Annotated in this window: 14 protein-coding genes and 1 tRNA gene; 10 read left to right on the plus strand and 5 right to left on the minus strand. The window is 72.4% G+C overall.

Annotation, left to right across the window (positions count from 1 at the left end):
* The first annotated feature begins 5 nt into the window (after nucleotides 1-5).
* From EV385_RS19600 to EV385_RS19630, 7 genes are all read left to right on the plus strand, one after another.
* Nucleotides 6-983: an AAA family ATPase gene (locus EV385_RS19600; RefSeq protein ID WP_130513427.1), complete on the plus strand. Its 978-nt coding sequence runs from the start codon at nucleotides 6-8 to the stop codon at nucleotides 981-983.
* Nucleotides 980-2,296, plus strand: a complete 1,317-nt coding sequence (locus EV385_RS19605) for a DUF58 domain-containing protein (protein ID WP_130510779.1) — start codon at nucleotides 980-982, stop codon at nucleotides 2,294-2,296. Before EV385_RS19600 ends, EV385_RS19605 begins: the two co-directional genes overlap by 4 nt.
* A gap of 40 nt (nucleotides 2,297-2,336) precedes the next feature.
* Nucleotides 2,337-2,900: a hypothetical protein gene (locus tag EV385_RS19610; RefSeq protein ID WP_130510780.1), complete on the plus strand. Its 564-nt coding sequence runs from the start codon at nucleotides 2,337-2,339 to the stop codon at nucleotides 2,898-2,900.
* Nucleotides 2,901-3,066: 166 nt separating this feature from the next.
* Nucleotides 3,067-4,422 carry an NAD(P)/FAD-dependent oxidoreductase gene (locus EV385_RS19615; protein WP_130510781.1) on the plus strand — a complete coding sequence of 452 codons (1,356 nt, stop codon included), beginning with the start codon at nucleotides 3,067-3,069 and terminating at the stop codon, nucleotides 4,420-4,422.
* A gap of 120 nt (nucleotides 4,423-4,542) precedes the next feature.
* Nucleotides 4,543-4,624, plus strand: a tRNA-Leu gene (locus tag EV385_RS19620).
* Nucleotides 4,625-4,731: 107 nt separating this feature from the next.
* Nucleotides 4,732-5,553, plus strand: coding sequence for a Bax inhibitor-1/YccA family protein (locus tag EV385_RS19625; RefSeq protein WP_130510782.1), 822 nt, complete (start codon nucleotides 4,732-4,734; stop codon nucleotides 5,551-5,553).
* Between the two features lie 94 nt (nucleotides 5,554-5,647).
* Nucleotides 5,648-5,962 carry a hypothetical protein gene (locus tag EV385_RS19630; RefSeq protein ID WP_130510783.1) on the plus strand — a complete coding sequence of 105 codons (315 nt, stop codon included), beginning with the start codon at nucleotides 5,648-5,650 and terminating at the stop codon, nucleotides 5,960-5,962.
* 29 nt (nucleotides 5,963-5,991) lie between these two features.
* Here EV385_RS19630 and EV385_RS19635 read toward each other — a convergent pair whose 3' ends face one another.
* Nucleotides 5,992-6,624: a hypothetical protein gene (locus tag EV385_RS19635; RefSeq protein WP_130510784.1), complete on the minus strand. Its 633-nt coding sequence runs from the start codon at nucleotides 6,622-6,624 to the stop codon at nucleotides 5,992-5,994.
* 120 nt (nucleotides 6,625-6,744) lie between these two features.
* On the opposite strand from EV385_RS19635, the gene EV385_RS19640 reads away from it, so the two are divergent.
* Both EV385_RS19640 and EV385_RS19645 read left to right on the plus strand, forming a co-directional pair.
* Nucleotides 6,745-7,290 (plus strand): hypothetical protein, encoded by a 546-nt coding sequence (locus tag EV385_RS19640; protein WP_130510785.1) that lies wholly within the window; start codon nucleotides 6,745-6,747, stop codon nucleotides 7,288-7,290.
* A 3-nt stretch (nucleotides 7,291-7,293) separates the two neighbouring features.
* Nucleotides 7,294-7,905, plus strand: coding sequence for an RNA polymerase sigma factor (locus EV385_RS19645; protein WP_130510786.1), 612 nt, complete (start codon nucleotides 7,294-7,296; stop codon nucleotides 7,903-7,905).
* Nucleotides 7,906-7,935: 30 nt separating this feature from the next.
* Here the strand turns inward: EV385_RS19645 and EV385_RS19650 are convergent, their stop codons facing one another.
* The 4 genes from EV385_RS19650 to EV385_RS19665 form a co-directional block, all read right to left on the minus strand.
* Nucleotides 7,936-8,292, minus strand: a complete 357-nt coding sequence (locus tag EV385_RS19650; RefSeq protein ID WP_130510787.1) for a hypothetical protein — start codon at nucleotides 8,290-8,292, stop codon at nucleotides 7,936-7,938.
* A 169-nt stretch (nucleotides 8,293-8,461) separates the two neighbouring features.
* Complete coding sequence (locus EV385_RS19655) at nucleotides 8,462-9,706, minus strand: acetyl-CoA C-acetyltransferase (protein WP_130510788.1); 1,245 nt, start codon at nucleotides 9,704-9,706, stop codon at nucleotides 8,462-8,464.
* Between the two features lie 62 nt (nucleotides 9,707-9,768).
* Nucleotides 9,769-10,575, minus strand: a complete 807-nt coding sequence (locus tag EV385_RS19660) for an SGNH/GDSL hydrolase family protein (RefSeq protein ID WP_130510789.1) — start codon at nucleotides 10,573-10,575, stop codon at nucleotides 9,769-9,771.
* Between the two features lie 64 nt (nucleotides 10,576-10,639).
* Entirely contained in the window at nucleotides 10,640-11,740 is a 1,101-nt protein-coding gene (locus tag EV385_RS19665) for an SGNH/GDSL hydrolase family protein (protein ID WP_130513428.1), read from the minus strand.
* Nucleotides 11,741-12,016: 276 nt separating this feature from the next.
* Between EV385_RS19665 and EV385_RS19670 the strand changes: the two genes are divergently transcribed.
* Entirely contained in the window at nucleotides 12,017-12,373 is a 357-nt protein-coding gene (locus tag EV385_RS19670) for a YkvA family protein (protein ID WP_130510790.1), read from the plus strand.
* Nucleotides 12,374-12,375 lie beyond the last annotated feature (2 nt).

Raw genomic sequence — 12,375 nt, forward strand, 5'->3', positions numbered from 1 at the left:
AGGTGATGCCGCCCTACGAGGTGGGGCGGCTGGCGGGCGCGGTCCTGGACTCCGTCGGCACCGTGGTGGTCGGCAAGCGGGACTCGCTGGAACTGGTGCTCGCGGGCATCCTCGCGGGCGGCCACGTGCTGCTGGAGGACCTGCCGGGGCTCGGCAAGACGCTGACCGCCCGCTCCTTCGCCCAGGCCCTGGGTCTCGACTTCCGGCGGCTGCAGTTCACCCCCGACCTGCTGCCCGCCGACGTCACCGGCTCATTCCTCTACGACCAGCGCAAGGGCGACTTCGCGTTCCGCGCGGGCCCGGTCTTCACCAACATGCTGCTGGCCGACGAGATCAACCGGACCCCGCCGAAGACCCAGGCGGCCCTGCTGGAGGCCATGCAGGAGAAGCAGGTCTCCGTGGAGGGCGTCACCTACCGGCTGGAGCCGCCGTTCCACGTGCTGGCCACCGCCAACCCGATCGAGTACGAGGGCACGTACCCGCTGCCCGAGGCCCAGCTCGACCGGTTCATGCTGCGGGTCTCGTTCGGTTACCCCACCGCCGAGGAGGAGTGGGACGTGCTGCGCCGCCGGATGGCGCGCCGCCAGGAGGAGGCCCAGCTCGCCCCCGTGGTCGACGCGCGCACCCTGCAGGCGATGCAGGCGTCGCTGGAGACCGTGGCCGTGGAGGACTCGATCGGCCGGTACATCGTCGCGCTGACCTCGGCCACCCGCGAGCACGGCTCCGCGCTGGTCGGCTCGTCGCCGCGCGGCTCGCTGGCCCTGCTGCTGCTGGCCCGGGCCCGCGCCGCCATGGCCGGGCGTGACTTCGTGGTGCCCGAGGACGTCAAGGAGGTGGCCGTCCCGGCGCTGGCGCACCGGATCACGCTGCGTCCGGAGATGTGGCTGCGCCGCGTCGACCCGTCCTTCGTGGTGCACGAGGTGCTGGCCGCGGTGCCCGCCCCGGCCAGCGGCGCGCTGCCGAGCGGGTATCCGCGGCAATGAACAACGCGGCGGACGACGGGGCTCCGACCTGGGTGCCGACCCGGGCGCTCGGGCGGGCGGTGCTGCTCACCGGCCTGCTGCTGGTGCTCGGGGTCGCCCTGGGGCGGGTGGATCTGGTGCTGCTGGCGGCGCCGTTCGCGATCGGCGCGGCGGTGGGGCTGCGCCGGATGCCCCGCGCCGCCCCCGAGATCACCATCGAGGCCGACGCCGAACACGTCGTCGAGGGCGGCAAGGTCACCGCGGGGCTCACCGTCGCCAACCCCGACGGCATCACGTACGACCTGGTCGTGGTGCGCACCCGGACGTCGCCGTGGCTGCGGCTGGAGAAGGCCGACCGGCCCTTCGGGATCACCGTACGGTCGCAGCGCTGGCGCGCGATCGACCTGCCCGGCGAGGCCCTGCGCTGGGGCCGCCACGACGTGGGCCCGGCGGCCGCCCGGGTCGCCGCGTGCGGTGGCCTGCTGGCCTGCCGTCCGGTGCTCACCCCCGCGAGCGCGGTCCGGGTGTACCCGGTCACCGAGCCGTTCGCGGCCGTCGACGCGATGCCCGCGGCGGCCGGGCTGGTCGGCAACCACCGGTCCCGGCGCCCCGGCGAGGGCGGCGAGCTGGCCGGGGTACGCCCGTTCGCCCCCGGCGACCGGCTGCGCCGCATCGACTGGCGGGTGTCACTGCGTACCCGTGACCTGCACGTGGCGGCCACCCTGTCGGACCGCGACGCCGAGGTGCTGCTGCTGCTCGACGTGCTCGGCGAGGCGGGCCGCTCCGGCGGGATCCGGGGCAGCGCCTCCGTGCTCGACACGACGGTCCGGGCGGCCGCGGCGATCGCCGAGCACTATCTGCAGCGCGGCGACCGGGTGTCGCTTCTGGAGTACGGCCAGTCCGCCCGGCGGCTGCGCCCCGCCACCGGCCGCCGCCAGTACCTGACCGCCCTGGAGTGGCTGCTCGACGTGCGCGCGGACGTCTCGGACGCGGACCCCTCCGAGCACCTCCTCGGCATGCAGCACATCTCCTCCGACGCCCTGGTCGTGGTGCTGACCCCGCTGGTCGACCCGCGCGCCGCCGACATGCTGGCCCAGCTGGCCCAGTCGGGCCGGTTCACGGTCGCGGTGGACACCCTGCCCGCCGAGGTGACCCCGCCGCGGCGCAGCGCCTGGACCCCGCTGGCCACCCGCCTGTGGCGCCTCGAACGGGAGAACGTGCTGGGCCGCCTGCGCGAGCACGGCGTCCCCGTGGTGACCTGGGCCGGTGCGGGCAGCCTCGACCTGGTGCTGCGCGACGTGGCCCGGACGGCCTCCGCGCCGAGGGGGCGCTGACCGTGTCCGATCCGTCGACGCCGCGCCGGAGGTGGTGGCCGTGCTCGGGACGCTGACCCAGCGGATCGAACGGGCCCGCACCACGGTGCGCCGGGCCACCCTCGTGCCGATGCTGGTCCGGGCCGGGGTCGCGGTGTGCGGCCTGCTGGCGGTCACCGTGGCCTGGCCGGTGCCGGTGCTGACCGGCCGGTTCGCGGTGTTCATCGCCGCGGTCGCGGTGTACCCGGCGTTGGCCCCGCGCGGCCGGGGCGCCACCGTGGCCGCCGTCGCCGCGGTCGGCGGCTGGATCCTCGACACCGCCTGGTACGACGCCCGGGTCGCGCTGTGGCGGGTGCTGGCCCTGGCCACCCTGCTGTACCTGGCGCACACGCTGACCGCGCTGGCCGCCGTGCTGCCCACCGACGCCGAGGTCGACACCGACGTGGTGACCGGCTGGCTGCTGCGGGCCGGTGCGGTGACGCTGGTCTCGGCGGTGCTCACGGTGCTGGCGCTGGGCCTGACCACCGACCTGGCCGGCGGCGCGTTCCTGGTCGCCACGCTGGCCGGGCTGGCTGCCGCGGTCGGCCTCACCATGCTCCTGGCCCGGCTCCTACGCCGCCCTTAGGGCGGAGATCCTGCGGCCCGATCAGGGGGCTGGCGGAAACCGTCCGGCCGGGTCCCGGCGGCCCCCGCCACCTTCCGGAAATACGTGCGTAACGGCACTTGACAGCGGGCTTTGTGTTACGTCACATCCCGAGGCGCTCCCGGCGCGAACGGGCGACAATAAACACGTGAAACCGCAGCGCATCGTCGTCGTAGGGGCAGGACACGTGGGGCTGTACGCCGCCCTGCGCCTGTCGAAGAAGCTCTCGGCGCGCCGGGCCGAAGTGGTCGTGATCGACCCGCAGCCGCACATGACGTACCAGCCGTTCCTGCCCGAGGCGGCGGCCGGCAACATCTCCCCGCGTCACTCCGTGGTGCCGCTGCGCCGCGCCCTCAAGCGGTGCCGCATCATCTCCGGCGAGGTCACCCGCATCGAGCACGCCCGCAAGACGGTCACCATCGCGCCGATCGAGGGCCCCACGACCGAGCTGTCGTACGACCACATCATCGTGGCGCCCGGCTCCGTGTCGCGTACCCTGCCGGTCCCCGGCCTGCGCGAGCACGGCATCGGCTTCAAGACCATCGGTGAGGCCATCTTCCTGCGCAACCACATCCTCGACCAGTTGGACGTGGCCGCGGTCACCCCCGACCCCGAGGTACGCAGGGCGGCTCTGACGTTCGTCTTCGTCGGCGGCGGCTACGCGGGCATCGAGGCGCTGGCCGAGATGGAGGACGTGGTCCGCGACGCCCTCAAGGTCTACCCCGAGCTGCGCCAGGACGAAGTCCGCTTCGTCCTCGTCGAGGCGACCAACCGGATTCTGCCCGAGGTCGGCCCCGACATGGGCGCGTACGCCGCCCGCCAGCTCGCCGGCCGCGGCATCGACCTGCGCCTGGACACCCGCCTGGAGTCGTGTGTGGGCGGCGTCGTCCGGCTCTCCGACGGCGACGAGTTCCGCACCGAGACGCTGGTGTGGACGGCCGGGGTCAAGCCGTCGCCGATGCTGGACCGCACCGACCTGCCGCGCGGCCCGCGCGGGCACGTCACCTGCAAGCCCACCCTGCAGGTGGTCGACGGCGACAAGGTGCTCGACGGGGCGTGGAGCGCGGGCGACTGCGCCCAGGTCCCCGACCTGGCCAACCCGGGCGCGTTCTGCTCGCCCAGCGCGCAGCACGCGGTCCGCCAGGCCAAGGTCCTCGCGGACAACATCCGCCAGGTCGTCCTGGGCGGCGCCCCGAAGGACTACAAGCACAAGTACGCCGGCAGCGTCGCCAGCCTCGGCCTGCACAAGGGCGTGGCGAAGGTGTACGGCATCAAGCTCAAGGGCTACCCGGCGTGGATCATGCACCGTACGTACCACATGAGCCGGATCCCCTCGCTGAACCGCAAGACCCGCGTGGTGGCCGACTGGACGCTGGCCCTGATCTTCAAGCGTGAGGTCGTCTCGCTGGGCCAGCTGCACAAGCCGCGCGAGGAGTTCACCGACGTGACGCCGCCGCTGGCCGGCGACCGGGCGAGCAGCCCGGTGGGTGCCGGCGCCCGCTGACGACACGATGCCCCGGTCCGCGTCGCGGTCCGGGGCATTTGGGGCCGGACGTCCCGGCGGGTTCTGCCCGTCCGGTCCGCCGCCGGACGGGCGGCGTTCGCTACGGTGAGGGCTGGACTCGCCCGGGTGGTGGAATGGCAGACACGGCCGCCTTAAAAGCGGCTGCCCGAAAGGCGTGCGGGTTCGAGACCCGTCCCGGGCACTCTCAGCCTGCTCACAGGTGGTGCCACACCCAGTGGGTGTGTGCAGCGCTTACTCTGGAAGGGCACGCACACACACGTGCCTCAACCTCAGGGGAGGCTGGACACAGTGAAGACTTCCAACCCGGTGCTGTCGCGCCTCGGCCAGGCGGCCGAGCGCCAGGGGACGGCCGGGTACGGAGCGTACGGGCCCGCCGGTCAGCCGGGGTACGGGCAGCCGTACCCGACCGCTGCCGGGTACCCTGCCGCTCCGCCCGCCGTGCAGCCCATGACAATCGACGACGTCGTCGTCAAGACCGTGGTGCTGCTGGGTATCACCGGCATCTCCGCGGCCGCCGCGTGGAACCTGGTCCCGGACACGATGCTGCGTGCCGCGTGGATCGGTGCGGCGATGGTCGGCCTGGTGCTGGGCCTGATCATCTCCTTCTCCCGCGTGGCCAACCCGGCACTCGTCGTCACCTACGCCGTGGTCGAGGGTGTCTTCCTCGGCATGGTCAGCAAGTACTTCGAGAACATCGCCGGCTACCAGGGTGTGGTGCTGCAGGCGGTCGTCGCCACGTTCGGCGTGTTCTTCCTGATGGCGATCCTGTACCGCGCCCGCGTCATCCGGGCCAAGCCGAAGTTCGTCCGCGGCATGATCGCCGTCATGGCGGGTCTGTTCGCCATGATGCTGATCAACTTCGTGCTGTCGATCTTCGGGATCAACACGGGCCTGCGCGGCAATGGTGCCCTCGGCATCATCTTCAGCATCGTGTGCATCGTCGTCGCCTCGCTGAGCTTCATCCTGAGCTTCGCCGAGGTCGAGGAGGGCGTCCGGATGGGCCTGCCGCAGCGGTACTCGTGGACCGCCGCGTTCGGCATCCTGGTGAGCCTCATCTGGCTCTACCTGGAGATCCTGCGCCTGTTGAGCATCTTGCAAGGCGACGATTGACGGTTCGTCTCTCGCCGCGAACAGCGCCCGGCCCGTGTCGTCACGGACCGGGCGCTGTCCCGTAGGTGCGGGGCGCGGCGGTAGGGTCGCGGGCGTGACCGCGCAGGAGTTCGCCACCAACGTCGACCGGCTGCTCAACCAGGTCGGCCACTGGGAGCAGGGCCGCTGGTGGGTGCACACGCCGCTCGGCCCGACCAAGGCGGACCTGGCGTACGCGCTCGTCCAGAGCCTCGCCGACCTCGCCGCGGACGCGGAGGGGCGGCCGCGCCGTCCCGTGCCCCGGCTGACCGATCCGGTGCTGCCCGACCAACTGCGCGTCACCTCGGACGACCTGCTGGCCGCCGAGCCGGGCGCGCACGTGTTCGCACAGGCCGGCGTCGAGGTGGATGCCCTGCGCCGCGTCCTGTGACGGGCTGACGGGGGAGCCACGTCGCTGGGCTAGACCGGTTTGGTGATGTGCTGGCTGACGATCTGGCTTCGGCAGAAGTGCGTGAGCCGCGACCGGCCCTCGGCGCGTTTCACGTCGTCGTCGGCCTCGTGGAGGGCCTGCATGGCGTCGACCGCCTCCTTGCCGATGACCTTCTTGGCGGGCGGGGGTATGGCGTTGTCGGCCCTGATCTCGTGGACGATGTCGAACGCGACGACCAGGAGCTGGTCGTCGGTCCGGGCGTCGAGCCAGTACTTGACCCGGCGCCAGGTGACCTCGTCGAGCAGGCCGGTGGTCCACTCGATCCCCTTGCCGAGCAGCGACGCGGCTCCGCGCACCTCCTGCGGGCCTCGGGTGACGCCCGGCCCGGAGCGGAAGTCGGCGCGTACGGCGAGGGCGCCGGCGACGCCGTAGAACAGCCCGTCGATGAAGGGGACGCTGGAGGGCGGCACGTTGGCCAGGTACGCGGTGAGCCAGCCGATGCCGCCGCCGCCCCCACCGGCCAGGGCCATGTAGAGCAGGACGCCGGCCGGCGCGCCGATGCGACTCCAGCTGAACCAGCACTGGTAGAAGCGGAACGGGAAGCCGAAGACCGCGAACACCGCCGCGACGACAATCGCGACGGCAAGTGACACAAGCGACACGAGGTCCCCACGGGTGTCAGGAAATAGCCAGGTTTGGCGATGGTGCGGCTCCCGTAGCATAAACGGCGCTGTTACCGCGGATTCACCTGGCTATTTCCGGCTTTTCGGACGTGGGGCGTCGTGGTCGATTCAGAACGGGGCGATACGCAGCGGCAATCCGGCCGGTCGTCGGCCGTGGCGTCGCTGCTCGATGACCTGGATCGGCACGTCCATGAGCGGTTCTCCGACCGCATTCCGGCACCCGTCGTCCGGACGCTGGTGGCCGGGGTGGTGGCCCGCTGGCGGGGAGTCCTGGACTCGCGCAGCGCCGCGGTCGCCAAGGGCCTGCGCGCGGACGCGAACCGGGCCGCCCTGGCGTGGCTGCGCACCAACGGCAAGATCGACTCGAGGGGACGCGACTACGACGACCTGTTCGCCGACACCGTGTTCGGCGGCGGCTTCGACGCGGCCGCGATCCGGTGGGGCATCCACCTCCTGGTGCATGAGAGGCGCATCATGGAGGCGCTGATCATGACGCAGTACCTGGACATGGCCGAGCTCGACGGCATGGTGCCCACCGCGCGGGAGGTGCTGGACAAGCTGAAGGGCCGCGGCCGGGGCCTGAGTGAGGACGATGTGCACAACGCCCTGGTCGACTTCCACTGCCTGCTGCACCGGGCGCCCTGAACCATGGACGACACCGCCACCGCGACCGAACCCGACGACCCCATACAGTTCCTCGTCCTCGGGCTGCTGCGGGCGCCCACCGCGGTGACCTCGCAGACGCTGCAGCGCGGCGTCACGGCGCTGCGCCGCTACCTGCAGGGCCGCTACAGCCCCCCGCTGAGCAGTGCGGACCTCGACGAGATCGCCAACGACGCGGTGGCCCGGCTGGTGGAGAGTGGCCGCCGCGGCCTGGTCGACGAGGCCCGCAACCCGGCCGGCTACCTCGTCAAGATCGCCTCGAACGAGGCGCTCGCCGCGATCCGGCGCGCCCAGCGCACCGTGCCGGTCGACACCTCGCACCCCGGGCTCCTGGCCATGACCGACGAGCAGGCCGCCGCGCGGCTGGACGAAGCGGCCACGCCGGAGATCATCCAGCAGGCGATGGCGTTGGCCTATCACCGGCGCGACGCCACCGCGATCAGGGTCGCCACCCACCTGCTCGACCAGATCCAGCGCACCGGCAAGGCCCCCAGCAACCGGGCCTGCGCCCAGGTCCTCGGGCTCAGTCACGAGGGGGTCGGCAAGGCCCTGCGGCGGCTGCGTTCGTACATCACCGCGTTGCAGCACACGCGGTGATCGCCGAGACGGCGTAAGGTCACGCCCCGGTCAGCCGCGCTGCCGCGCCGCGACGATCGCGGCCGCGTGCGCCGCGAGCTCGTCGATCTGCTCACTCGCGGCGGCGCTGGCGGCCATCGCGATTACCTCGAACGCCAGGTCGGTGAGCTGCAGGATCTCCTCGTGCGCCGGACCGTCACCGTCGTCGAGCGCGGTGACCAGCCCGGTGGCCAGCAACGCCGCCCGCGACCCGAACGGCAGAAGCTGTACCGCGCCCTGGGCGATCGACGCCGGTGCCCCGTACAGGTCGGCCAGGAACTCGAGGAGATCGGGAGTCAGAAACTGTACGGCCTCGGCGGCACACAGTCTGTCGGTGTCATCCGTGCCCTTGCGCCCCATTGCGACCATTTGAGCCTCTCCCTCTCCCGCTCTCACTCTGACTATGCGCGAGCGGTCCGGATGGCAACCCGGCGAAGCAGATTCCTGCCGGGCGGCCCCGGGAGCCGGGGCGCACCACGGCCGGTGGTGAAGCCCGCCGAGCCCGGCCGCCCCATGGCACCCGGACCCGGCGGAGGTCTCAGCTGAGGCGTTCGAGCACCATGGCCATGCCCTGGCCGCCGCCGACGCACATGGTCTCCAGGCCGATGCTCTTGTCGTGCCACTCGAGCGAGTTGAGCAGGGTGCCGGTGATCCGCGCGCCGGTCATGCCGAACGGGTGGCCCACCGCGATGGCACCGCCGTTCACGTTCAGCTTCTCGATCGGGATGTTCAGGTCCCGGTACGACGGGATGACCTGCGCCGCGAACGCCTCGTTGATCTCGACGAGGTCCACGTCGTCGATGGTCATCCCGGCCCGCTTCAGCGCCTGCTTGGACGCCTCGACGGGGCCGAGGCCCATGATCTCCGGGGACAGCGCCGTCACGCCGGTCGAGACGATCCGGGCCAGCGGGGTGATCCCCAGCTCGCGGGCCTTGGTGTCGCTCATGATCACCACGGCGGCGGCGCCGTCGTTGAGCGGGCAGCAGTTGCCCGCGGTGATCCGGCCGTCCGGACGGAACACCGGCTTGAGCCCCGACACGGCCTCCATGGTGACCCCGGAACGCGGGCCGTCGTCGGTCGAGACGACCGTGCCGTCGGGCAGCGTCACGGGAGTGATCTCGCGCTCCCAGAAGCCGTCCGCGATGGCCTTCTCGGCGAGGTTCTGGCTGCGTACGCCGAACTCGTCCATGTCCTCGCGGGTCACGCCCTTGAGCTGGGCCAGGTTCTCGGCGGTCTGCCCCATCGCGAGGTAGATGTCCGGGACGTTCCCGTCCTCGCGCGGGTCGTGCCAGGTGGTGCCGCCCTGTGCCGCGGCGGCCGAACGTGCCTGGGCGTCCGCGAACTTCGGGTTCTCCCAGCCGCCGCCGACCAGAGCCTGCGCCTCCGAGGGCAGGCCGTCGGAGCTGCCGCGGGCGAACCGGGACACGGTCTCGACGCCGGCGGAGATGAAGATGTCGCCCTCGCCCGCCTTGATCGCGTGGAGCGCCATCCGGGTGGTCTGCAGCGACGACGAGCAGTACCGGGTCAGCGTGGCGCCCGGCAGGCCGTCCAGCCCGAGCAGGGTGGCGACGACGCGGGCCATGTTGAAGCCCTGCTCACCGCCGGGCAGGCCGCAGCCCAGGTAAAGATCTTCGATCAGCGTACGGTCCAGTTGAGGGACCTTGTTCAGCGCGGCGTCGACGATCGTGGCGGTGAGATCGTCCGGGCGCAGTTCCCGCAGCGAGCCCTTGACGGCACGGCCGATCGGGGAGCGGGCAGTGGCAACGATGACAGCTTCCGGCATTCACCTACGTTAACTGAACGGTAACTTGGCGAGGAAGGACAATCGCGTCACACCGAAATGTCCTACTTTTCCGCGGCTGGGCGTCCTGCGGCCAATGCCGCCTCCTCGACCGCCGGATACAGCGCATGCGCCCATACCCGGTAGCCGTCCGCGGACGGGTGGAAGCCGTCGTAGCAGAACGTCCCGGCGTCGGCGCGGAACACGGCTCCGGTCTCCTCGCACAGGTCCACCACCGCGCCGCCCGCCGCCTGCACCGCCTGGGCCTGGGCCCGCGCCATCCGGCGCCCCAGCCAGCCGGTGAGCTGGCGCAGCGGCTGCGCGATCGCGCGCATCGCCCCCAGGTCCGGGCAGGTGCCGACCACCACCTGCACGCCCGACTCGCGCAGCCGGCGCACCGCCGCGCCGAGGTGCTCCGCGGACTCCTCCGGCCCTCGCAGCGAGGTGGCGTCGTGCGCGCCGATCAGGATCACCGCCACGTCGGGCTGGTCACCCAGCAACGCCCGGGCCACCTGCGTGGCCAGATCGCTGGAGCGCGAGCCCGCCACCCCGACGCTGGAGAGCAGCACGTGCCGCTCACCGGTCTCCGGCGAGCCGTCGGCCAGCAGCCGGGCCAGCTGGCCACCGACCGTCTCGGAGAGCCACTCGACACCGACGCCGACCGCGCCGGAGTCGCCGAGCAGGATCAGCCGCAGCCGCGGCGCCGCGGTGGGACCCATCGACGTACGCAGGGCGAGACCCATCGTCGGCTTGGCGTAGCGCCTGCTCTTGGCCGCGAGCGCCTCCCCGGCCAGCAGGGCGAAACCACCCACGGCGCCGGCGAACAGCGTCGTCGCCGCCGCCTTGCCGATGCGTCCCGCCAAGCTCGTCATGTCGCCTCCCTGGGTCACTCCCCGGTCGTCACCGGTGCCGGAGGGCCGGCGGCCGATGACGGGGTCAGTCCACGGTCGCCTGATGATCCTCCGGTGTCCACCCTACGGCGCCTGGCGTGGATCCAGCCGCCCCGCCCGCAACCCGTGCGCCCACTGCCGGATTCCCCGGCCGGGCCGGGGCCCGGTGGCCGAACCACAGGCGTTGTTCCCCGAACCAGGGGTGCCGGCGCAACTGCGCCCAGCGCCCGGCGGGGCCCCGCTCGTGCCCGTCGACCCGGGCGGCGCTGACCTCCGTACCCGCCGCGCGGACCGCTTCCTGCGCGGCGGCCGGCAGGCTGCGTACGCCCTCGCCGGTGGCCAGCGGGGGCCGGTCCTCGTCGTCCTCGCCGAGGGCCGCCACGAGGGTCGGCATCATCACGGCGACCGCCCGGGCATACCCCTCGGCGGACGGGTGGAAGCGGTCGGAGCTGAACATCCGCACGGGATCGGCCTCGAAGGCCGGACCCAGCAGGTCGACCAGCGAGACCGTGCGCCCGCCGGCCTCCACCACCGCGATGGTCTGCGCGGCGGCCAGCTGGCGGCTCAAGCTCCGGGCCACCCAGCGCAGGGGCGGCTTGATCGGTTGGATCGCCCCGATGTCCGGGCAGGTGCCCACCACGACCTTGCAGCCGGTCGCGCGCAGACGGCGCACCGACGCGGCGAGATGCCGCACGGCGGCCGTGCGGGCCGACACGTGGGTGACGTCGTTGCCGCCGACCAGGATGATCGCGACATCCGGGTCGTACTCCAGGGCGGCGTCGACCTGATACGGCAGGCCGGCCGAGACGGAGCCCACGACGGCCAGCCGATACAGCCGGACCGGCCGGTGCAGCCGCCGGGACACCCCGGTGGCGAACAGGGCGCCGGGGGTCTCCCGGGGGCGGTGCACGCCGTACCCGGCGGCGGAGGAGTCGCCCAGGATCACCATGGTCAGCGGCTTGCCGGGGAACTTCGCGCCGTACAGCCCGTCGCCGCGGGGTGGGGGCGCCTCGGCCATCGGGATCACCCGCCGGGCGTCCGCGGCCTGGCGCAGCAGCACGCCGAGCGAGAGCAGGGTCAGACCGGCGGCCGCGCCCGTCACGCCGCCCGCGAGGCGACGGGCGCGCCGCCAGTCGTCCTTCGTCATCCCGCGGGCCCGGGCGGGGCCGAACGCGGCTCTGAACACCTGTTCCACTGTCTCCCTCGCGGTCGCTCGGTGAGACGTGCCCGATCCGGTTGGATCAAAACAAGTCCCGCGATGGTGGGAATTCAGAGGCTAGCGCGCGGGTACGACAGCGTGGTCGGGGTCGCCACCTACCCGACGCAGAGTTCACTCAGTCGGCACGAAACCATCCCGGAGCCGTCATCGCTCGGCAGCGGTGGCGGCACCGCGTCATCCTGGACTCAGGAGAGGGGATTGACCATGGCAAAGACGCTGAAGCGTACGGCGGCCTTCACCGCACTCGCCCGGGCCCTGACGAGCGGCGCCCGCGGCGGCCCGTCCATCGGCGCCCGGCTGGCCGCAGTGCCCCGGATGGTGCTGGCCTCGATGCGCGGCGAGTACGACGGCGGCAAGCGGATCGCCCTGATGGCGGCGGCCACCGCATACGTGGTGTCACCGGTCGACCTCGTACCGGAGGCGGTCATGTTCGTCTTCGGGCTGGCCGACGACGCCATCATGATCACTTGGCTGGCCGGGACCGTACTCAGCGAGACGGAACGGTTCCTGGCATGGGAACGCCAGCGTGCTTCGGTGATCCCCGGCTCCGTCGTGCCCTGAGT

This window comes from Krasilnikovia cinnamomea, assembly GCF_004217545.1.
Lineage (GTDB): Bacteria > Actinomycetota > Actinomycetes > Mycobacteriales > Micromonosporaceae > Actinoplanes > Actinoplanes cinnamomeus.